Consider the following 20061-nt stretch of genomic DNA (forward strand, 5'->3'; position numbering starts at 1 on the left):
GGGAAGCCCCACCCCCGTGGCGGGCCCGCGCGTCCCGCGGCGAAGGCGCGCCCCGCCACGGGCCGGTCCCTCCATGAGCTGTCCGTACGTCCACTCGGAGAGGCAACGGGATGCCACTGACCGCGCGGGTACACACGCGGGACGGATGAGCCGTGCCGCACGCGGTCATCACCCTGACCGACGCGACCGGTGGGCAGGTGCCGCGCGCCGGGGCGGACGACGAGGGCGCCGTACGGGACCCCACCGCGCCGGCGCCGGGTACACTGTCGTCGTCACGGCGGTGGGGTACGCGCCCACCGCCGCCAGTGCGCTCGTCACGGCGAGCCGCACGGCCGGCCTCGGGACGGTGACGCCGGCCCGGCGGGGCGGCGCCGAGCTGCCGCCGCCGGGGCACACGACACGCGTCCGCGGTCCGCGGGCTTCCCGGACGCCGGCCGGCACCCGGAGATCACCTACCGGTCCACGGGACTGACCGGGCGGGACCCGACCGCTGGACGGTCCACGGTGAACCGGCCGTGCGCGGTGTCGTCCGCCCCGTCGACCTCGGCCCGACCCTCCTCGGCATCGGGGAGGACCCCTGGGGCGGCACCAGGGCGGCCTTCCGCGCCAGGGCCGAACCGCGGCGCGGGGACTTCGCGATGAACCACAACCAGGTCGTCCGGACCGGCATCGCGGCGATCGGCACGACCCTCAGCGACGCGCTTCCGCCCTGTGAGGCGCCGTCAGGGCTTGTCGTGGGCGTCGACGATGCGACGGGCGAGATCCCGCAGCTTCACGTTCTCCCGCTGCGAGGCCCGCACCAGGCTGTCGAAGGCGCCGGCCGCGTCGATGTTCAGGCGCTCCATGAGGATGCCGGTGGCCTGGCCGATCAGGTCCCGGGTGCGCATGGCCTCGGTGAGCTGCTCGCGCACGGTGGCGGAGTCGAGGGCGATGCCGACGTGCGCGGTGAACAGCCGGCCGACCCGCAGGGCGGTCTCGTCGAAGGCGCGCGGCTTGCGGGCGTACGTGGTGAGCACGGTCAGCCGGCGGCGGTCGGCGCGCAGCCGCAGCGACAGCACGGAACGCAGGCCGAGCTCGGACAGCGCGCCCTGTCCCTGTTCGCCCTCGCTGTCCTCGACCCCGGCCACCGGGGCGGTCCACAGGCCGTGCCAGTAGGGCCGTTCCCCGGCCCCGGGGCCACCGTCCTCGGCGGCCCGCACGACATCGTCGGTCCAGGCGAGCGTGCGGCGACGGTTGTCGCGCTCTATCACGGAGATGCCGGCGTGATCGGCGCCGGGCACGAGGTCGACCGCCAGACGGACGGCGGCGTCCAGGGTGCTGTCCGGGGAGGACGTCTCGTGCAGTCGGCAGGCCGCGGCCGTCAGTGCTTCCGCCACATCGGAACCGTCAGAGAAAGGGGGCAAATCAGAAAACCGGGACGCAACCACCACGAACCTCTTCGGCGTGCACGGCCGAAAGGCCGTGCGCAGGAGAGCTCCGCAGCACATTCCCGACTGCGAGCACAGGACGTACAGAACTTTAGCCGCTTTCACACACGGGCTCCGACGTGGTCCAATGGAGTGACGGGTCAGGAAGTGGCCTCACAGACCGTCCTGACGTCTGCCAGGTGAATGCCGTGACCTTCTCCCCGCATCCCTCCGAGCGCGCACTGGTCCCCTTCCCGCCGGAGATCGACTTCTCCAACGCCGACGGACTGCTGCCCCTGATCATGGCCCAGGCCCGTCCCGACTCCGGCCGGCCGCCCCGGGTCGTGGTCCTCGACCTCACCGCGACGCAGTTCATGGACTCCCAGGGTGTGCGCCTCATCAACGACGTGCGCCGGCTGCTGCGCCCCGGAGCCCGTGTGTCCGTGGTCGCCTGCCCGGAGAGCGTGGCGAGCCGCGTACTGGAACTCACCGGCCTGCGCCGGGACATCCCCGTGTACGACAACCTGCCCGAGGCGATGGCCGCCTAGGCTGACGCCATGGCACCGAACATCGCGACGAACACCCGTGTCTCCCTCGACGAGCTGCTGGACTTCGTGCGGCCCCGCCACCGGGCGGTCCTGCTGACCCGGCGGGCCGACGGCGGCCCCCAGGGCTCGCCGCTGACGTGCGGGGTCGACGACTCGGGGCGGATCGTGGTCTCCACCTACCCGGAGCGCGCCAAGACGCGCAACGCCAAGAGGGACGGCCGGGTGAGCCTGATCGTCCTGAGTGACGACTGGAACGGGCCCTGGGTGCAGATCGACGGCACCGCCGAGGTCGTGGACTCGCCCGAGTCCGTGGAGCCGCTGGTGGAGTACTACCGGAACATCGCGGGCGAGCACCCCGACTGGGACGAGTACCGGGCGGCGATGGTCACGCAGGGCAAGTCGATCATCCGGATCACTCCGGAGCGCTGGGGGCCGGTGGCGACCGGCGGTTTCCCGGCGCGACTGGCCGAGGGCGCGTAGCACCCCCGCGGTCCTCGTCAGGCGCGGCTGCGGGCCACCATCGCCTCGATGCCCGCGATCAGCAGGTCCAGGGCGAAGGCGAAGTCCCGTTCCAGCATCTCCTCGACCGTGTCACCGCCGCGGGCCTCCATGATCCTGGCCGACTCCTCGACGACCTCTGCGGCCTCCGGCGACTGCGTCACCTCGCTCATGGCGTGCCGGTGGTACTCGTCGGGAGTCATGCCCGTGGCGGCGACGCGGGTGTGGAAGTGGCCCTCGACCGTGCCGTAGCCGTAGACGAACTGGAAGACGGCCGAGATGGCTCCCGTCGCCCCGTGCGCGGGCAGCCCCGTCTTGCGGACGACCTGCTGGATCACCCTCGAGAACGCCAGCGCGTTGGGCCCTATGTTGAGGAACCTGCCGGCCAGCGGCGACAGCCACGGATGGCGCACCAGCAGCGCGCGGTACTCGCGGGCGAGGGCGCGCAGTTGAGCCCGCCAGTCCTCGTCGACGGCCGGATCGGGCAGCGTGAGCTCCCCGAAGGTGCGGTCCAGGGCGAGTTCCAGCAGGTCGTCCTTGGTGTCGACGTACCAGTACACGGACATCGCCGTCACGTTGAGCTCGGCGGCGAGCCGGCGCATGGAGAACGTGGCCGGGCCCTCGGCGTCCAGCAGCCGGACGGTGACCTCGGTGATCCGCTCCCGGTCCAGTCCCGACGGCTGTCCGCCGCCGCGCCCGCCGCCGCGGGACCTGCCCTCCAGCCAGACACTGGAGCGCGAAGCGCTCCCGGACCGCCGGGCTGCCCTCACCATGGCGCACCTTCCTCGACGTGCCGGCACCGGCCCCTGCCAGGCACCCGGGCCCGGGTGCGCGGGGACCGGCCCTCAGGCCTTCTCCGGAAAGTCTGCCCGGTCCGCCCGGCCCGGCAACGCCGCCGCGATCAGCCCGCCGAGCAGCACGCCGAGCAGCACGTCGGCGGCCCCGCCGGCAGACCCGTCCCGGGCCGTCCCGGTCGCCGTCGGCCGTTCACGACGCCGCGGGCTTGATCAGGTATCCGGCGCCCCGCCGGGTGTGGATCATCGGCTCCCGGCCGGCGTCGATCTTCCGGCGCAGGTACGAGATGTACAGCTCGACGACGTTGGCCCGCCCGCCGAAGTCGTACGACCAGACCCGGTCGAGGATCTGTGCCTTGCTGAGCACGCGCCGCGGATTGCGCATGAGGAAGCGCAGCAGTTCGAACTCGGTGGCGGTGAGGTGGATGCCGTCGCCGCCCCGGGTGACCTCGTGGCTGTCCTCGTCGAGGGTGAGGTCGCCGACGACCAGCACCGACTCCGACCGGCGGTCGGCGGCGCCGGAGCGCCGGATCAGCCCACGCAGCCGGGCGACGACCTCCTCCAGGCTGAACGGCTTGGTGACGTAGTCGTCACCCCCCGCCGTCAGCCCGGCGATGCGGTCCTCGACGGCGTCCTTGGCGGTCACGAACAGGACGGGCACGTCGGGCAGCTCGCGGCGCAGCCGCCCGAGGACGGACAGCCCGTCCCTGTCCGGCAGCATCATGTCCAGGACGACGGCGTCCGGCCGGAACTCGCGCGCGGACCGCACGGCACCCTGACCGTCGCCGGCGCTGCGGATCTGCCAGCCCTCGTACCGCAGGGCCATGGAGAGCAGTTCGGTGATCGACTGCTCGTCGTCCACCACCAGCACCCGGACGGGGCTCCCGTCCGGCCCGAGCAGTTCGGTGCGCCCCCGGGGCGAGATCGTGGTCATGCCGCACACGATGTCCGCGCCCTCTGAGAACACTCTTTCGGCACTCTGTGTTTTCCCTGAGAAAGGCGTCGGCTCGGCCGCGCCCCGCACGCGGGCGCGTCCCGCCCGGGGAGGTTCACGGCACGGTGATGCCGAAGAGCCGGGCCGCGTTGTCGTGGCACACCCCCCGCAGCCACTCCTGACCGAGCCCCAGCCGCTCCAGCGCGTGCAACTGGTGGACGTACGGATAAGGGATGTTGGGGAAGTCCGAGCCGAGCAGGATCCGCTCGCCGAGGGCGGCCAGCCTGGGCAGCGCCCGCCGGGGGAACGGCGCCAGGCGTTCGCCGAAGTCGGTGAACGCCATCGTGGTGTCCAGCCGCACCTGCGCGTACCGCTCGGCGAGGTCCAGGAAGTCCTCGTACTCGGGCATCCCGAGGTGCGCCACCACCAGCCGCAGCCGGGGATGCCGCGCCAGCACCCGGGCGACCGGACCGGGGCCGGTGTGCTTTCCGGGCGCGGGCCCCGACCCGCAGTGGATCACCACCGGCAGACCGGCCTCGGCGAGCAGCCCCCAGGCGGCGTCGAGCGCCTCGTCGGCCGGGTCGTACGCCCCCACCTGCACATGCGCCTTGAAGACGCGCGCGCCCGCCTCGACGGCGTCCCGGACGTAGTCGGCGACGCCCGGCTCGGGGAACAGCGTCGCGGTGTGCAGGCAGTCGGGCGTGCGCGCGGCGAAACCGGCCGCCCAGTCGTTCAGCCAGCGGGCCATGCCGGGCTTGTGCGGGTAGAGCATGGCGGTGAACGCCCGTACGCCGAACGCCCGCAGCACCTCGGCCCGTTCGCGCTCCTCCGCGCGGTACGTGATCGGCCACTCGACCCCGCCGGTCAGCGGTCCGAGCGCGTCGAAGTACGCCCACACCTTGCGCAGCACCCGCTCCGGCATGAAGTGCGTGTGCACGTCGACGAGCCCGGGCAGCCCGAGCCCCTCCCAGAAACACCGCACGTCGCCGGCTTCGGTACGGGTGTCGGGCCGCTCGCTCATGCCGTCACGATCACCCGTGACCCGGCCCCCGGTCCAGAGGCCGGTCAGAACAGCCCGTCCTGTGCCACCGCCCGCCGGCTCAGCGCCCTGACCGGCACGGCGAACTCCCGCCCGCCGGAGGGGACCAGCCCCCACCCGGCCATCAGCCGGGTGTCCAGGACCACGACCCCCCGTGCCGTCGACAGATGCAGATCGGGGCCGGCGGCGGCCACCAGCTCACCGCTCACCGCGCCCCCGGCGACCAGTTCGGTGACCTCCCCCACGGCGGCGGGCACCCGCGGCAGCCCGAAGACCTCGGCGTGGTCGGCCGGTCGGAACGGCGCCGGGTCCAGCGACTCCGGCCATCCGCTCAGGGCGACCGCCCGCGCGTGCAGCGCGGCGATCTCCGCCGCCCTTTCCTCCCGCGTGGCCGGGAGGGCCGCCCTCACCGCCCGCTTGTCGGCGTAGGGAATCCGGTCGGGCACGCCGAGCGCCGCGCGCAGCAGCTCCTCGGTACGCCGCGCCGCCATCAGCGGCCCGGTGCCCAGCCAGGTGAAGGCGACCGCCCCCTGCTCGAGCAGCCGCGCCGCCCCCCGCTGCGCCGCGGTGATCCCGACCTTGAGCATCCCGGGCCCGAACCACGCCAGGTAGACGCGGTAGGGCCGAGGATCGTCCGCGAGGGAGTCCGCGGCCACCGAGTGCGCACGGTCCAGCCGGGCGCACTCCTCGCAGCGCGCCCCGGTACCGCGCCCCGGCACCGCCGCACCGAGCGGGCACGCGTGCCCGCGTGCCCCCACGCAGGTCCGTACTCCCCCGTCCTCGACCCCGAAGGCCACCCGCTTCCCCCGGGTCAGCACAGAGCGCCGGCCGCCGTCCCACAACAGCACGGGACTGTCCGCCGACCACCGCAGCCCCGAGCAGTTCCATGCCTGTGCCATCACCGCCGAGACTAGAGGCCACCACTGACAGCCGCCCTCGACCCGGCGGGCACGGGGCGGGGGCGGGCCGAGGTGCCGGGTGCGATCAGGAGTGCCAGTCTGGAGAAGGCATCGCACCGCTCGGGGACGTCCGGAAGGCCGAGAGCATGGCTAGCAATGTCAGCGGTACCCACCAGCGCGGGTGGGAGGCGGAGAGCCCTTGGGCGACGAGCTGGACGGCCGCCGCGGCGGTCCTGATGACCTTCGGCGGCATCATGGCGGTCTTCCAGGGCATCGCCGCCATCGCCAAGGACGACGTCTTCGTCACCACTCCGAACTTCACCTACGAGTTCAGCCTGACCGGCTGGGGCTGGGTGCACCTGATCCTCGGCGCACTGATCGCCGTCACCGGTGTCGCCCTGTTCACCGGCGCCACCTGGGCCCGCGTCGTGGGCATCGTGCTGGCCGGGCTCAGCATGGTCGCCAACTTCGTGTGGCTGCCCTACCAGCCCGTGTGGTCGATCGTCCTCATCGTCATCGCCGGCTTCATCATCTGGGCACTGTGCGCGCCGCGCCGCGAGAGCAGCGGGACCCGGGCGTAGAGCGCGCGCCCAGCGCCTGGAGCACCCTGTGGCCCCTGCTGGCGCAGGTGGCCGGGGTGGCGGTGATGGTCGCCGCCTACTTCCTGCTGCCCCTGGACGGACTGGGCCCGCGCCGCCCGCTGCTGAGCTGGCTCCTCTTCGGTATCGCGCTCGGGCTGATCGCCGCCCTGCTGCTGAGGCAGGTCGTCCGGGTGCTGCTGTCCGTCCCGGGAACCCGCCCGGGGCTGGTCATCCCGCCGCTGATCAGCCTGTCCATCCTGGTCTTCGCCTCCGCCTACCAGGCGCTGGCGCAGGATCCCGGCCAGGTCGACGGCATCACCACCCGCCTGGACGCCCTCTACTTCACCCTGGTCACCGTCGCCACCATCGGCTACGGCGACATCACGCCCCACGGACAGGCCGCGCGGCTGGTCACCATCCTGCAGATCCTCTACAGCTTCGTCTTCCTCACCGCGGCGGCCACCGCCCTCACCCAGTCCTTCCGTGCGACGGTCAGTCGCCGTGACACGCCCCGCCAACCGCGCTGACCTCACCCTGTCGCGCGCCAGTGTGACTCGCGTCACACTGGAACGGCGGGGATCCGATCCCCGGGCCCCGGATGAACCGGGCCGCCGATCCGCCGGTTCCGTCCACCCGCGGTCATCCGGTTCCGCACCTTCCCGAGGGGTGTCCGCTCATGAGCGGCATGGACGCAACTGCTCTCGACAGCCTGCGCGCGGCCTTGCGAGGACGTGTCGTCACACCGCGGGACGCGGACTACGACGAGGCCCGCAGCATCTACAACGCCATGATCGACCGGCGTCCGGCCGCCATCGCCCAGTGCGCCGGCACGGCGGACGTGCGGACCACCCTCGCCTTCGCCCAGGAGACGGGCACCGATCTCGCCGTCCGCGGGGGCGGGCACAGCGGGCCGGGCCTGTGCCTGGTCGACGGCGGACTCACGCTGGACCTTTCCCCGATGCGCTGGGCGCGGGTCGACCCGGAGGCCGGGACCGTGCAGGTGGGCGGGGGCAGCCGGCTGGGCGACATGGATCACGAGGCACACGCCTTCGGCGGCGCCGTGCCCTCCGGGATCAACTCGACGACGGGCGTCGGCGGCCTCACCCTGGGCGGCGGACACGGCCACCTGACCCGCGCGTACGGGCTGACGGTCGACAGCCTGGTCGCCGCGGACGTCGTCCTGGCCGACGGCAGCGCGGTCACCGTGTCCGAGAAGGAGCACCCGGACCTGCTGTGGGCGCTGCGGGGCGGAGGCGGCAACTTCGGCGTGGTCACGTCGTTCACCTTCCGGCTGCACCCGGCGGACACGGTCGGGGTCGCGGTGACCGTGTGGCCGGTCGAGCGCACACCGGAGGTGCTGCGCTGGTACCGGGAGTTCCTGCCCGCCGCGCCGGAGGACCTCAACGGGTTCTTCGCCCTCATGACCGTCCCGCCCGGGCCGCCCTTCCCGGAACCGCTCCACGGCCGGAAGGCGTGCGCGGTGATCTGGTGCTGCACCGGCGACCTGGCCGACGGCCGCCTGGAGGAGGTGCTGTCCGTGGTCAACGACCCGGCCCCGCCTGCCTTCCACTTCGCCACGCCCATGCCCTACCCGGCCCTGCAGGCCATGTTCGACGAGCTGGTCCCCAAAGGGCTGCAGTGGTACTGGCGCGGCGACTTCTTCGACGGCATCCCCGACGAGGCGGTCGCCGTCCACGAACGCTACGGCCAGGCGCTTCCCACCGAGTTGTCGACGATGCACCTGTACCCCGTGGACGGAGCGGCCCACCGGGTCGCCCCGGGCGAAACGGCCTGGGCCTACCGGGACGCGGTGTGGTCCGGCATCGTCGCCGGCGTCGACCCCGACCCGGCCAACGCCGATCTGGTCCGGCAGTGGTGCGTCGACTACTGGACCGACCTGCACCCGCACTCCATGGGCGGCTCGTACGTCAACTTCATCGGCGAGTCCGAGGGCCCCGAACGCGTCCGGTCCACCTACCGCGACCACTACGACCGCCTGACCGCGGTCAAGCGCGCGTACGACCCGCACAACTTCTTCCGCGCCAACCAGAACATCCCGCCGTCCGCGGCCTGATCCGGGGCCCGGCGGGGGGGCCGGCACCAACACCGGAGGCCCCGTGGATCACTCCACGGGGCCTCCGGTCTGCTGTGCACTCGGCAGGATTCGAACCTGCAACCTTCTGATCCGTAGTCAGATGCTCTATCCGTTAAGCTACGAGTGCTTGTCTCTTCAGTTTTCTCGCCGCTCCCGGCCCTTTCGGCCCGCTCGCGGCGACAGGAAGAACATTACATGACTGCCGCCGCCATGTGAAATCCGTTTGGCCCACCCCTTGTGACCTGCGCGAACGCCGAATCAGGGGGAGGCAACGACGAAGCCCCGGCCGCAGGGGCCGGGGCTTCGTGATGAGGGCGGAGGCGGAGGGATTTGAACCCTCGATGGGCTTTAAGACCCAAACCGCATTAGCAGTGCGGCGCCATAGACCGGACTAGGCGACGCCTCCATGCACAGGCCCTCCCCGCGCGTGAGCGCGAGCGGGTCGGTGCGTGCCGATGATGACACAACCGCGTGGGGTGTCACCAATCGGTCCCCACGGTACTAGGCGGGGAGCCCGCAGGGCAAAGCACTTCCCGCCGTCACGCCGGCGTGGCGCAACGTCCCGCGCGGTGGCGCGTTGATCAGGTCATGTCTCAGATCCTCGTGCAGGTCCTGAAGAGCGCCGCCCGCCCCGTGCCGCGGTGGTTCGTCGCCGGTGCCGCCGCCCTCGCCGCCCTCACCCCGCTGTCCGCGGCACCCCCCGCGGCGTACGCGCAGGAGCCGCCTCCGCGCGGCGACCGTCTCACCGTCACCGTGCGCGGCGCGGGCGACGGAGCGGACGGGACGTACGTGGTGCGCTGCCGGCCCGGTGGCGGCAGCCATCCCGACCCCGCCGGGGCCTGCGCGGCCGTCGAGCGGAACACGCGGTGGGGTGAGGACCCCTTCGCCCCCGTGCCGCGCGACGCCGTCTGCACCATGCAGTACGGCGGGCCCGCCACCGCCCGGGTCACCGGCACCTGGGCGGGCCGTCCCGTCGACACCACGTACGACCGTGGGAACGGGTGCGCGATCGCCCGCTGGGACCGGCTCGTGCCGCTGCTGCCCGAGGCGCCGCGGCGAGTCGGGGCACAGGGGGCGTAAAGGTCCCGCGAAGGTTGCGCCCGCGTCGGCGCAGGCAGTCACGGGTGCGCGGCGTACCTGGCGTCACACGGCCGTCACTTCCTGATGCGACGTCCGTCCCATCCGGCGTCGCGGGCGCAACCCCAGCCCTTAGACTCCCTCGCGTGACACGTTGCGGGCAGGTTGGCAAGATGGCCCGAGCGGTCGGCACGTCGCGGTAACAGGGAGGAAGCGTCTCGTGAGCAGCAGGCCATCCCGAGGCGCTGCTCGCCTCGCAGCCATACTGGACGCGCTTCCCGACGCCCTGGTGCTGGTCAACGCCAACGGGACCGTCGTCAACGCCAACACCATCGCCCTGGAGGCCTTCGAGACCCCGGGCACCGCCCTGGTGGGGCGAGGGCTGCTGGATCTGCTGCCGCAGTTCGACAGCAAGCTCATCCCGGGGTCCATGCGGCGGCCCGACCACATCGACCCGCGCGCGCGTACGAAGCCGACCCGGATGATCGCCCGCCGGACCGACGGGAGCGAGTTCCCGGTCGAGGTCACCAGTGCGAACCTGGAGACCGGCCAGCAGGCGTACGACACGTACGGCTACACCGGCGACGAACTCCTCATGCTCGTCGTCCGCGACCTTTCCGGCACCGTCGACACCGAGGCCGAGCTCGCCCGTTCGCAGCGGCAGACCGAGATGATCCTGCGGGCCGCCTCCGAAGGCGTCGTCGGCACGGACACCGACGGCAGGATCGTCCTCGTCAACCCGGCCGCCGCCCAGATACTGGGCTACCGGGCCGGGGAACTCGGCGGACGCGAACTGCACACCCTGGTTCTGCACTCGCGTGCGGACGGCTCCCCCTTCCCGTACGACGAGTCCCCGCTCGCCGACACCCTGCGTTCCGGGCGCAAGCACCGGGTGCGCGGGCAGGTGCTGTACTCCAAGAGCGGCGACAAGGTGCCGGTCGACCTGACGACGGCGCCCGTGCGCGACGGCGACCAGCTCGTCGGCGCCGTCATGACGTTCCTCGACCGCCGCCCCTACGACGCGCTGGCCGAGGAGAAGGATGCGGCCGAGCGGGAGCACGCCGAGGAGCTGGAGCGGCTCGCGGAGGAGCACGGCTCGGAACTGACCGCCCTGCGCCAGGGCCACGTCACCGAGCTGGAGGAGCTGCGCGAGCAGCACGCGGAGGAACTCGCCGCGCACGAGGAGCGGTACGCCGCCCTCGGCGAGCGCGAGAAGGACCGCTACGAGGCCCTCGCCGCCCGGCACGAGCAACTGCTCACCCTGCTCGGGCAGTCCCTGCGGGGCCCGCTGGACGAACTGCGCCGCGAGCTGTCCGCGCTGGCCGCCGACGACGCCGGGCAGCTGTGGCCCGAGGCCAACCAGGTGCTCCACCATCTGTCGGCCGGCTACGCCCGCATCACCACCCTCATCGACAACGTCCTCGGCTTCCAGCGGCTCGACGCCGGGGCCGAGCAGGTCGCCCGTACGAAGGTGATGCTCGACGCCGTCGTCGCCGCCGGGGTGGACGGCGCCGTGGAGCTGATCGGTCCGGGGCGGGTGCAGTTCGCCGTGCACGCGCCGCCCATCGAGGCCGAGGTCGACCCGCGGCTGCTCGCGACCGCCCTCGCCCACCTCGTCGCGGACGTCGCGGGCGTCGACGCGACCGGCAACACTCCGCTGGCGGCGGGCGGTTACCTGGACAACACCGTGGTGGTCGCGGCGGCGCAGCGCGGTGAGGTCGTACGCGTCGAGGTGCGCGGACCGTACAGCGGCGGCGACCCGGTGCACGAGCCGATCGTGCGCGGGATCGTCCGGGCGCACGGTGGCGTGCTGCAGACGCACGAGGTGCCGGGGATGAGCGGCAGCGCGTTCGTCCTGGAGGTACCGATCGGGGGCGGGGCGGGAGCAGTGGCAGCCACCGGTGCGCCGGCCCCGGCCGAGGAGCCCGCTCCCGCCGAGCCGACCGTCGGTGGCGGGCGGCGGCGCGCGCGGCGTTCCTCCGTGGACGCCTTCCTGGAGAGCGAGGCGCCGGACGCGCCCGGCGAGGCCGGCGCCGAAACCGCGCCCACCGGCCGGCGCAGGCGCCGGGCGGCCGCCGCCGAGCCGGTCCAGCTTCCCGCCCAGGCGTCCGGGGAGGACGCGAACGTCTCCGGCGGCACCGGGCGCCGGCGCGGCCGGCCGGCCGAGGACGCGCCGCTCGGCGCCGCGCTCGAACTCCCCGGTGCCGGGGTGTCCGAAGGGGCCGTCGTCACCGCCGCGGAGCATGCGGCGGGGTCCGCCGCGTCGAACACGGGGCTGGGCGGGACGGTACCGCCGCAGGGGGTGCCCGCGCCGTCCGGCCACCGGACCCACCGCGCGTCCGGCGAACAGCACGCGCTGCCCGCGGCGCTGCCCGCGCCGGCCACCGGCGGGAACGGCTCCGCCGAGGTGGCCGTGCACGTACCGGCCCAGGGCTCGGGGCAGCCCCAGGAGCAGGAGCAGCCGAGGGGACGCCGGCGCCGGGCGCTGGCCGCCGCCACCGAGCGGGCGGCGGCACAGGAGGCCGCTCCGCGCACGGTGTTCGCGCTGCCGCCGGCCGAGGCGGACCAGGCGGAGCAGGCGGAGCAGGGGGACCGGACCGGACAGGCCGAGGTCGTCGGTCGCGCCCCGCAGACGGGCGGGGCGGACGGGTCCGCCGTGCCCGGTGACGTCCCGGCCGACGCCGGCCGTCATGACGCCGTACCGCAGGACCAGGCCGACGACCACACCCCGCCGCAGCCGCATCCCACCAGCGCCCCGACGGGCCGCCGGCGGCGGGCGGCGGCCCCGGCCTCCCCGGCGGTGGCGGCCGGGCAGCCGGCGGTGGCCGGGCAGCCGCCGGGCGTGCCCGCACCGGGGGCTCCGGAGCAGTGGGGGGCGGTGCCTCCGCAGGGGGCGCCCGTGGCACCGCAGGGGGCGCCCGTTCCGCCGCACAGTGCTCCCGTCCCGCCCCACCGAGCGCCCGTGGCACCGCGGCAGGGTGCTCCGGTTCCGCCGCCAGGGACGCCCGCAGCACCGCATGGGGCCCCGCCCCACGGAGCGCCCGTGGCACCGCAGAGCGGCCCCGTCCCGCCGCAGACGCCTGTGGCACCGCAGCAGGGCGCTCCGGTTCCGCCGCCAGGGACGCCCGCAGCACCGCAGGGGGCCCCCGTCCCGCCCCACGGGGCGCCCGTGCCCGGTCAGGTCGGCCAGGGGCACGGTGCACCGGGGGACGTTGCCGTGCCGGTGGCGCAGCACCCGGCCCCCGGACCCGGGGCGCAGGGGCCGGAAGAGGAGCGGCGGCCTGCCGCGCAGCCGCTCCCCGCCGAGGCCGCGCCCGGGCCGGGCACCCCGGCCCGGGGCACCCCGGCCCCGCAGCCGTGGCCCGCCGCCGGTGACGGCACCGGTGCCGGTACGCCCGTACCTCAGGCACCGCCGGCACCGAACCCGCCGCAGCCGACGCCCGCCGCCGGCACCCCGCTGCCGCCCGAGGGTGCTCCGGCGCCGGCGCAGCGGGCCGCTCAGCCGCTGCCCGCGGAGTCCGCGGCGCCGGTGGACCCGAACTCGACGCAGGGGCGGGCGATCAGCGTGCGGACGCTGGGGCAGGGCGTGCCGTTCAACCGGCAGGCCGCTCAGGTGCAGCAGCCGCTGCCTTCGGCCACGCCCCCGCCGCATCAGCCGGGTGGCTCCGGCCGCCGCCGCAAGCTCGGCACGCGTCCCGACCCGGCCGCGGGCGACGAGCAGCACGGGCGCCCGCACCCGGCGGCCGAGTCCGCACCCGCCGCCGCGCAGGCACCGGCGCAGGCACCGGTGCAGGCTCAGCCCCAGCACTCGCTCGCCGGTCAGTCCCGGCTCGCGCCCGGTACCGAGGGCACCGGGCGTTCGTACGCCATAGGGGCGCCCGACGCGGACGCCGCCGAGGGACCCGAGCCGCTGGACGGTCCGGGCGGCGCCGTGGAGGTGGCGGACACCCCGCGTCCGCAGCCGATGGACGACGAGCTGCCGCCGGAGCCGCTGGACAACCCGCGCCGGCTGCTGGTGTGGCCCGCGCCGGACGTCTCGACGCAGCAGGCGCTGAGCGACCGCGGCTACCGGCCGGTGATCGTGCACTCGCGCGAGGAGGTCGACGCGCAGATCGCGGCCTTCCCCGCCGCGCTGTTCGTGGACCCGCTGACCGGCCCGATCACGCGTACGGCGCTCCAGTCGCTGCGGCAGGCGGCGATGGCGGCCGAGGTGCCGGTACTGGTCACGGCCGGGCTCGGACAGGCCTCGCGCGATGCCGCGTACGGCGCCGATCCCGCCGTACTGCTGAAGGCGCTCGCGCCGCGCGACACCGAACAGCACCCCCCGCGGGTGCTGCTGATCGAGGAACACGCGGAGATAGCGCTGGCGCTGACCGGGACGCTGGAGCGGCGTGGGATGCAGGTCGCGCGGGCCGCGAGCGACGCCGACGCGGTGGCGCTGGCGGGGCAGTTCCGTCCGAACCTCGTGGTGATGGACCTGATGCAGGTGCACCGCAGGCAGGCCGGGATCATCGACTGGCTGCGGGCGAACGGGCAGCTCGACCGCACCCCGCTGGTCGTCTACACGGCCGCCGTCGACCAGGCGGACCTGCCGCGGCTGGCCTCGGGCGAGACGGTGCTGTTCCTCGCCGAGCGGTCCACGAGCGCCGAGGTGCAGGACCGCATCGTCGACCTGCTCGCGCGGATCGGGACGAACTGACGGGCGGCCGCGCAGGCGGCGGACGTACGACACGCGCCGGGCGGTGAGCGGGGGTCCCCCGCTCACCGCCCGGCGCGTTCTCCCTCCGTGCGTCAGATCCGGGTCACGTCCAGCGAGCCCTCCGCGTACTGCCTGCGCAGCACCTTCTTGTCGAACTTGCCGACGCTGGTCTTCGGCACCGCCTCGATCACCGTCCAGCGCTCCGGGAGCTGCCACTTGGCGATCTTCCCCTCCTCCAGGAGGAAGGTGCGCAGGGTGGTGAAGTCGGCGGTGGAGCCCTCCTTGAGTACCACCGTGGCCAGCGGGCGCTCGCCCCACTTGTCGTCCGGGACGGCGACGACGGCGGCCTCCGCGACGTCCGGGTGCGACATCAGCGCGTTCTCCAGCTCCACCGAGGAGATCCACTCGCCGCCGGACTTGATGACGTCCTTGGCACGGTCGGTCAGGGTCAGGAAGCCGTCCGGGCTGATGGTGCCGACGTCACCGGTCTTCAGCCAGCCGTCCTCACTGAACTTGTCGGCGGGCCGGAGGGGCTCGGCGTCGGGGCCGTTGTAGTAGGCGCCCGCGATCCACGCGCCGCGGACCTCCAGCTCACCGGCCGACTCGCCGTCCCAGGGGAGGCGTTCGCCGCCGGGGCCGGTGAGGCGGGCCTCGACCCCGGCGGGGAAGCGGCCCTGGGTCAGCCGGTAGGCGAACTCCGACTCGGTGCCGACCGCGCTCGCCGGCGGGCGGGCGATGGTGCCGAGCGGGGAGGTCTCCGTCATGCCCCAGGCGTGACAGACCCGCATGCCCAGCTTGTCGAACGCCTCCATCAGGGAAGGCGGACAGGCGGAGCCGCCGATGGTGACCTGGGTGAGGGAGGACACGTCCCGGGGCCTGGCGGTCAGCTCGGCGAGCAGGCCCTGCCAGATGGTGGGGACCGCCGCGGCGTGCGTCGGCTTCTCGCCCTCGATCATCTCGGCGAGCGGGGCGGGCTGCAGGAAGCGGTCCGGCATCAGCATGTTGACGCCGGTCATGAAGGTGGCGTGCGGCAGGCCCCAGGCGTTGACGTGGAACTGCGGGACCACGACCAGCGAGGTGTCCTGGTCGGTCAGGCCCATCGACTGGGCCATGTTCACCTGCATGGAGTGCAGGTAGATCGAGCGGTGGCTGTAGACGACGCCCTTGGGGTCGCCGGTGGTGCCGGAGGTGTAGCACATGGCGGCGGCGGCACGCTCGTCCAGCTCCGGCCAGTCGTAGGCGACGGGCTGTCCGGCGAGCAGGTCCTCGTACTCGTGCACCCGGACGGTGGCGTCCGCCAGCGCCGCACGGTCACCGGGGCCGGAGACCACCACGTGCTCGACGGTCCTGAGGTGCGGCAGCAGGGGCGCGATCAGGGGGATCAGCGAACCGTTGACGATGATCACCCGGTCGGCGGCGTGGTTCACGACCCACGCGAGCTGCTCGGCGGGCAGGCGGAGGTTCAGGGTGTGGAGGACGGCTCCCATGGAGGGGATCGCGAAGTACGCCTCGACGTGCTCGGCGTTGTTCCACATGAGGGTGGCGACCCGGTCGTCGCCGGTGACACCGAGGTCCTCACGCAGGGCGTGGGCCAGCTGGGCCGCGCGGGCGCCGATCTCCGCGTAGGAACGACGCTGCGGCTCGCCCTCACCGGTCCAGGTGGTGACCTGCGATGTGCCGTGGATCGTCGACCCGTGGGTCAGGATCCTCGAGATCAGCAGCGGTACGTCCTGCATGGTGCTCAGCACGGCGTCCTCCTGGGCGACATCGCCTACGCGTCGGTACGGGTTGCGCTGATTCTGCGCACATACCGCGCGGTATGTCACTAGGGGAGCGGATGATCGATCACGCCCCACCGAAGGACTTATTCCGTCAGTTTCGAACAAGTCCCAGCTCAGCGTCGTCGCGAAGCTTGCGGAGAGCCCTCGACACGGCGGACTTGACCGTCCCGACGGATACGCCGAGCACCTCGGCCGTCTGGACCTCGCTGAGGTCCTCGTAGTACCGCAGTACGACCATCGCCCGCTGCCGCGCGGGCAGCCGCATGATCGCGCGCCACATCGCGTCGCGCAGCGCCTGCAGCTCGGCGGGGTCGTCGCCGCCGGGCACCGGTTCGGGCTCGGGCAGCTCGTCGCAGGCGAACTCGTCGACCTTGCGCTTGCGCCACTGCGACGTGCGCGTGTTGAGCAGCGCCCTGCGCACGTAACCGTCGAGCGCGCGGTGGTCCTCTATGCGCTCCCAGGCGACGTACGTCTTGGTGAGCGCGGTCTGCAGCAGGTCCTCCGCGTCGCTCGGGTTCCCGGTCAGCGACCGGGCGGTACGCAGGAGCACCGGCTGGCGGGCCCTCATGTACGACGAGAACGACGGATACGGAAGCATCTGCGTCGGTGGAGCAGCGGCGTTCGAAGCGCTGGTGCAGACGGGTGTGGTCATGTCTCCACGCTATGAGCGGGCCCCGTCCGGCGGATCGGCCGCAGGTCCCGAAGCCGGGTCCCCCTCAGGTTGTAGGGGTGGGGTCCGCCGCACCTCCTGAAGGTGGACGAGCGGGTGAGGGCTACTGCGGGTCGACCCCCGATGCCCGCGGCGCGCGGCCCGTCGGCGGCACGGCACCCGGGAACGCCCGCGCGGCGGCACCGGAGCACCGCCGCGCGGACGCCTCGCACCCCACGAAGCACACACGGTCCCGTCAGCGGGCCTGCCTCACCACAGCGGACTGAAGCTGATGGCCACGTTGTCGGTGCCCTGGTTGACGGCGGTGAAGGCGGAGTTGTTGACCTGGGCGGAGTTGCTCTGGTTGGCGGCTCCGGGGCCGGTGGCCTGCTGCTGTGCGGTGGCCGAGGTGCCGAAGTTGTCGCCGCCCACGCCGCTGCCGAGGGCGTCGGCCGCGGAGCTCGTGGCCGTCGCGTTCGATCCGTCGTCCGCGAGGGCGCCGCTGTCCGCCGTCGCGACGCCGGCGAAGAGGGCGGCCGCGAGCGGAAGCGCGGAGACGGCGGCGATGACACGGGCGGTACGGATGCTTGCCATGTTGTGTTCCCTCCAGAACCAAGGACGCACCGGCGCATGGCCGTCTGTGCGTGAAGTACGGCTTCCACCGGGGCCGTTGCCCCCCGCCCCGGTGCTGTGCACGACGTCGCGAGATCAGGGTCGCCCACCGGATCCCGCCGAACCACCTCTCAAGCCGCTCTTCGCACGCAAGCGTGACAACGAGCCGATAAACCCCGCAACGCCCCGACGGTCGGGCAGCGCGCCGTCAGGGACACCGGCACCCCGGGCACCGCACGGGCGGAAGCGTTCCGGCACTTTCTCCGCCCACCCCACCGGCCCGGCGTGTCGGCCACCCTCCCCCTTCCCATACTCGAACATCTGTACGAACATAGAGGCATGGCCACCACCGACCGGCAGGCCACGACCCTGGCCCTCGCGCACGCCCTGTCCGCCGCCGAGCGCGGACTGGCCGTCATCCCCCTGTCCAGGACGAAACTCCCGGCCCTGCGTTCCCCGCACCGCGACACCCCGGACCCGGTGGCACCGCCCTGCCACGGCGAGTGCGGCCGCTTCGGCCACGGCGTCCACGACGCCACCACCGATCCCGCCCGCATCCGCGCCCTGTTCGCCGCCGCTCCCCGCGCCACCGGCTACGGGATCGCCTGCGGCCTCCCCCCGCACCACCTCATCGGCGTCGACCTGGACACCAAGACCGGCACGGACTCCTTCACCGCCCTGCGCGAACTGGCGCAGCGTCACCTGTTCACGATCCCCGCCACGGTGGTCGTCCTCACCCCGAGCGGCGGCCGCCACCTGTGGCTGAGCGGACCGCCGCACGTGGTCGTCCCCAACTCCGCCGGCCGCCTGGCGCCCGGCATCGACATCCGGGGCGCGGGCGGCTACCTGGTCGGCCCCGGCTCCCGCACGGACCACGGCACGTACACGCCCGCGCCCGGCACCGCGCACCTCGCCCCGGCGGCCTGTCCGCCCGCCCTCCTGCGCCTGCTCCTCCCGCCGCCACGCCCCCACCACCCGACGCCCCCGTCCACCGGCGGACACGGCCAGGGCCTCGTCCAGTTCGTCCTCGCGGCGCACGAGGGCCAGCGCAACACCCGGCTGTTCTGGGCGGCCTGCCGTGCCTACGAGGAGGGCATCGGCCCCGCCCTGGCGGATTCCCTGGCCGACGCCGCGGTCAGCACGGGCCTGTCCGCACGCGAGGCCCGCGCGACGATCGCGTCGGCCGCGCGCATGACGGCCCACCGCCCCTGACGCCGCTCCTCCCGTCGTCCCCCGGAAGACCGCCCGCCCGAAAAACCGAAAGCCCCGCATGCACCACCGTTCCAAAGTGCCGACGATGGCACTCGCCCGCGTCCTCCTCACCTCCGGCCGTTCGGTCGACCTCGACGAGCTGCGGATGTCGTCCACGTACGGCGGGCTGCTCGAGGGCTACCCGTGCAGGATCCTGAACGACCGCCGGATCGACGGACTGCTGCGCACGTCCGAGCAGGCCTTCCCGGGCACTCCGGTCCACCTGATCCCGCCCCCGCGCGAGTACCCCGACCAGTAGATCGACCGGTGGTGGAGCGTGACGCCGGACCACACGCGCGGGGGCGCCGCCCTCGGGAGCGGACCGACGTCGCCCGGCCCGGCGAGGGCGCGCCCACCGTCGACCGGCTCCGCACCCTGCGCACGGAACGGCTCGCCCTCCTGGACGATCTCACCGACACCGACACCCACATCCACACCGACCTGAACGCCGAACCGATGAAGAACGCCACGGAGATCGCCCGGCTGCGCATGCTGCGGGCAGCGTCCCGACCCGGCTCCCGGGCCGGGTGTCAGTGCGGGCTGCGATGCTGCCGGCATGCCGCCTTGGAACCTGCTCGACCTGGACAGGGCCCTGCGGGCCTGCTGGGCCGCCGACACCTGCTCACCCGACGACCTGCCCGACTGGCAGCCGGACAATCCCGCCCTGGGCCACTGCGACATCACCGCCCTGGTCGTCAACGACCTCTTCGGCGGCGAGCTCATGGTCGGCGAGGTCCGCCTGGACGGGTCCCGGCACGGCTACCACTGGTGGAACCGCCTTCCCAGCGGCGTCGAACTCGACCTGACACGCGAACAGTTCCGCCGCGGCCAGAAGATCACGACCGCCCGCGCCGTCGCACGCCCCCCGGGCCCCCTGCCCCGCCGCTGGGACGAGTACCTCCTCCTGCGCGACCGCCTCGTCCCCCACCTCGGACCCCTCCCGCTCCACGGAGAGCCACGGAACTGATCGCTCACGCCCCGCGTCACAACGCCCGTGACCGAAGGTGGGAGCACCATGGGCGAGGAGCCGACGTGAGCGGAGCTGCCCGTCACCTTCTGCCTGATCCGCGCACGCAGACGAAACCGGCACACCCGGTAACCGGGTCAGCGCCCCCGCAGACAGGCCAGGACGATCCCGACCGCGGCCAGCACCCCGATGACGACGACGAACCACGTCGGCATCGAATCGAGCCCCTTG

General features: G+C 73.6%; 17 protein-coding genes, 2 tRNA genes and 2 pseudogenes. 11 read left to right on the plus strand and 10 right to left on the minus strand.

The window, feature by feature from the left end:
• Window positions 1-152: 152 nt before the first annotated feature.
• Window positions 153-692, plus strand: a pseudogene (locus BU52_RS36425) (YceI family protein); the annotation flags it as partial.
• 30 nt (window positions 693-722) lie between these two features.
• On the opposite strand, the gene BU52_RS19685 reads toward BU52_RS36425, so the two are convergent.
• Window positions 723-1487: an ANTAR domain-containing protein gene (locus BU52_RS19685; protein ID WP_063830017.1), complete on the minus strand. Its 765-nt coding sequence runs from the start codon at window positions 1485-1487 to the stop codon at window positions 723-725.
• Between the two features lie 119 nt (window positions 1488-1606).
• Here BU52_RS19685 and BU52_RS19690 point away from each other — a divergent pair, with 119 nt between their 5' ends.
• The gene (locus BU52_RS19690; protein WP_051858401.1) at window positions 1607-1954 is read left to right on the plus strand and encodes an STAS domain-containing protein; all 348 of its coding nucleotides are present in this window, start codon (window positions 1607-1609) and stop codon (window positions 1952-1954) included.
• A gap of 9 nt (window positions 1955-1963) precedes the next feature.
• Window positions 1964-2434, plus strand: a complete 471-nt coding sequence (locus tag BU52_RS19695; protein WP_037936124.1) for a PPOX class F420-dependent oxidoreductase — start codon at window positions 1964-1966, stop codon at window positions 2432-2434.
• Window positions 2435-2451: 17 nt separating this feature from the next.
• Here the strand turns inward: BU52_RS19695 and BU52_RS19700 are convergent, their stop codons facing one another.
• The 4 genes from BU52_RS19700 to BU52_RS19715 all read right to left on the minus strand — a co-directional run bounded on the left by BU52_RS19700 (window position 2452) and on the right by BU52_RS19715 (window position 6118).
• Window positions 2452-3225: a TetR/AcrR family transcriptional regulator gene (locus BU52_RS19700; protein WP_037936127.1), complete on the minus strand. Its 774-nt coding sequence runs from the start codon at window positions 3223-3225 to the stop codon at window positions 2452-2454.
• Window positions 3226-3439: 214 nt separating this feature from the next.
• Window positions 3440-4180, minus strand: a complete 741-nt coding sequence (locus tag BU52_RS19705; protein ID WP_200881217.1) for a response regulator transcription factor — start codon at window positions 4178-4180, stop codon at window positions 3440-3442.
• A gap of 115 nt (window positions 4181-4295) precedes the next feature.
• Entirely contained in the window at window positions 4296-5201 is a 906-nt protein-coding gene (locus BU52_RS19710) for an amidohydrolase family protein (RefSeq protein ID WP_037936131.1), read from the minus strand.
• A gap of 44 nt (window positions 5202-5245) precedes the next feature.
• Complete coding sequence (locus BU52_RS19715) at window positions 5246-6118, minus strand: DUF2797 domain-containing protein (RefSeq protein ID WP_037936134.1); 873 nt, start codon at window positions 6116-6118, stop codon at window positions 5246-5248.
• 146 nt (window positions 6119-6264) lie between these two features.
• Between BU52_RS19715 and BU52_RS19720 the strand changes: the two genes are divergently transcribed.
• From BU52_RS19720 to BU52_RS19730, 3 genes are all read left to right on the plus strand, one after another.
• Window positions 6265-6699: a DUF7144 family membrane protein gene (locus BU52_RS19720; protein WP_037936139.1), complete on the plus strand. Its 435-nt coding sequence runs from the start codon at window positions 6265-6267 to the stop codon at window positions 6697-6699.
• A 65-nt stretch (window positions 6700-6764) separates the two neighbouring features.
• The gene (locus BU52_RS19725; RefSeq protein ID WP_078903352.1) at window positions 6765-7226 is read left to right on the plus strand and encodes a potassium channel family protein; all 462 of its coding nucleotides are present in this window, start codon (window positions 6765-6767) and stop codon (window positions 7224-7226) included.
• Between the two features lie 158 nt (window positions 7227-7384).
• Window positions 7385-8773: an FAD-binding oxidoreductase gene (locus BU52_RS19730; protein ID WP_037936141.1), complete on the plus strand. Its 1389-nt coding sequence runs from the start codon at window positions 7385-7387 to the stop codon at window positions 8771-8773.
• A 75-nt stretch (window positions 8774-8848) separates the two neighbouring features.
• Here the strand turns inward: BU52_RS19730 and BU52_RS19735 are convergent.
• Together BU52_RS19735 and BU52_RS19740 are read right to left on the minus strand one after the other, a co-directional pair.
• Window positions 8849-8921: transfer RNA gene (locus BU52_RS19735), tRNA-Arg, on the minus strand.
• A 188-nt stretch (window positions 8922-9109) separates the two neighbouring features.
• Window positions 9110-9200: transfer RNA gene (locus tag BU52_RS19740), tRNA-Ser, on the minus strand.
• Between the two features lie 182 nt (window positions 9201-9382).
• Between BU52_RS19740 and BU52_RS19745 the strand changes: the two genes are divergently transcribed.
• Window positions 9383-9874: an SSI family serine proteinase inhibitor gene (locus BU52_RS19745; RefSeq protein ID WP_037936143.1), complete on the plus strand. Its 492-nt coding sequence runs from the start codon at window positions 9383-9385 to the stop codon at window positions 9872-9874.
• Between the two features lie 217 nt (window positions 9875-10091).
• Complete coding sequence (locus BU52_RS19750; RefSeq protein WP_078903339.1) at window positions 10092-14570, plus strand: hybrid sensor histidine kinase/response regulator; 4479 nt, start codon at window positions 10092-10094, stop codon at window positions 14568-14570.
• Window positions 14571-14662: 92 nt separating this feature from the next.
• On the opposite strand, the gene BU52_RS19755 is transcribed toward BU52_RS19750, so the two are convergent.
• The 3 genes from BU52_RS19755 to BU52_RS19765 all read right to left on the minus strand — a co-directional run bounded on the left by BU52_RS19755 (window position 14663) and on the right by BU52_RS19765 (window position 17594).
• Window positions 14663-16306, minus strand: coding sequence for a long-chain fatty acid--CoA ligase (locus BU52_RS19755; protein ID WP_037936370.1), 1644 nt, complete (start codon window positions 16304-16306; stop codon window positions 14663-14665).
• Between the two features lie 136 nt (window positions 16307-16442).
• Window positions 16443-17003 (minus strand): SigE family RNA polymerase sigma factor, encoded by a 561-nt coding sequence (locus BU52_RS19760; protein ID WP_037936146.1) that lies wholly within the window; start codon window positions 17001-17003, stop codon window positions 16443-16445.
• A 267-nt stretch (window positions 17004-17270) separates the two neighbouring features.
• Window positions 17271-17594 carry a hypothetical protein gene (locus tag BU52_RS19765; RefSeq protein WP_037936148.1) on the minus strand — a complete coding sequence of 108 codons (324 nt, stop codon included), beginning with the start codon at window positions 17592-17594 and terminating at the stop codon, window positions 17271-17273.
• Between the two features lie 357 nt (window positions 17595-17951).
• Here BU52_RS19765 and BU52_RS19770 point away from each other — a divergent pair, with 357 nt between their 5' ends.
• From BU52_RS19770 to BU52_RS19780, 3 genes and pseudogenes are all read left to right on the plus strand, one after another.
• Window positions 17952-18824 carry a bifunctional DNA primase/polymerase gene (locus tag BU52_RS19770; RefSeq protein ID WP_037936151.1) on the plus strand — a complete coding sequence of 291 codons (873 nt, stop codon included), beginning with the start codon at window positions 17952-17954 and terminating at the stop codon, window positions 18822-18824.
• Between the two features lie 85 nt (window positions 18825-18909).
• Window positions 18910-19119 (plus strand): annotated as a pseudogene (locus tag BU52_RS19775) (hypothetical protein); the annotation flags it as partial.
• Window positions 19120-19419: 300 nt separating this feature from the next.
• Window positions 19420-19830 carry a YunG family protein gene (locus BU52_RS19780; protein WP_037936152.1) on the plus strand — a complete coding sequence of 137 codons (411 nt, stop codon included), beginning with the start codon at window positions 19420-19422 and terminating at the stop codon, window positions 19828-19830.
• Window positions 19831-20061 lie beyond the last annotated feature (231 nt).

Origin of the sequence: Streptomyces toyocaensis (assembly GCF_000725125.1) — a bacterium.
In the GTDB taxonomy this organism is placed as follows: Bacteria; Actinomycetota; Actinomycetes; order Streptomycetales; family Streptomycetaceae; genus Streptomyces; species Streptomyces toyocaensis.

Coding starts and splice junctions, on each gene's coding strand:
- BU52_RS19685 (WP_063830017.1), bottom strand. CDS start 1,487: ATGTGCTGCGGAGCTCTCCTGCGCACGGCCTTTCGGCCGTGCACGCCG.
- BU52_RS19695 (WP_037936124.1), top strand. CDS start 1,964: ATGGCACCGAACATCGCGACGAACACCCGTGTCTCCCTCGACGAGCTG.
- BU52_RS19700 (WP_037936127.1), bottom strand. CDS start 3,225: ATGGTGAGGGCAGCCCGGCGGTCCGGGAGCGCTTCGCGCTCCAGTGTC.
- BU52_RS19705 (WP_200881217.1), bottom strand. CDS start 4,180: ATGACCACGATCTCGCCCCGGGGGCGCACCGAACTGCTCGGGCCGGAC.
- BU52_RS19710 (WP_037936131.1), bottom strand. CDS start 5,201: ATGAGCGAGCGGCCCGACACCCGTACCGAAGCCGGCGACGTGCGGTGT.
- BU52_RS19715 (WP_037936134.1), bottom strand. CDS start 6,118: ATGGCACAGGCATGGAACTGCTCGGGGCTGCGGTGGTCGGCGGACAGT.
- BU52_RS19720 (WP_037936139.1), top strand. CDS start 6,265: ATGGCTAGCAATGTCAGCGGTACCCACCAGCGCGGGTGGGAGGCGGAG.
- BU52_RS19725 (WP_078903352.1), top strand. CDS start 6,765: ATGGTCGCCGCCTACTTCCTGCTGCCCCTGGACGGACTGGGCCCGCGC.
- BU52_RS19730 (WP_037936141.1), top strand. CDS start 7,385: ATGGACGCAACTGCTCTCGACAGCCTGCGCGCGGCCTTGCGAGGACGT.
- BU52_RS19745 (WP_037936143.1), top strand. CDS start 9,383: ATGTCTCAGATCCTCGTGCAGGTCCTGAAGAGCGCCGCCCGCCCCGTG.
- BU52_RS19755 (WP_037936370.1), bottom strand. CDS start 16,306: ATGCAGGACGTACCGCTGCTGATCTCGAGGATCCTGACCCACGGGTCG.
- BU52_RS19760 (WP_037936146.1), bottom strand. CDS start 17,003: ATGACCACACCCGTCTGCACCAGCGCTTCGAACGCCGCTGCTCCACCG.
- BU52_RS19765 (WP_037936148.1), bottom strand. CDS start 17,594: ATGGCAAGCATCCGTACCGCCCGTGTCATCGCCGCCGTCTCCGCGCTT.
- BU52_RS19770 (WP_037936151.1), top strand. CDS start 17,952: ATGGCCACCACCGACCGGCAGGCCACGACCCTGGCCCTCGCGCACGCC.
- BU52_RS19780 (WP_037936152.1), top strand. CDS start 19,420: ATGCCGCCTTGGAACCTGCTCGACCTGGACAGGGCCCTGCGGGCCTGC.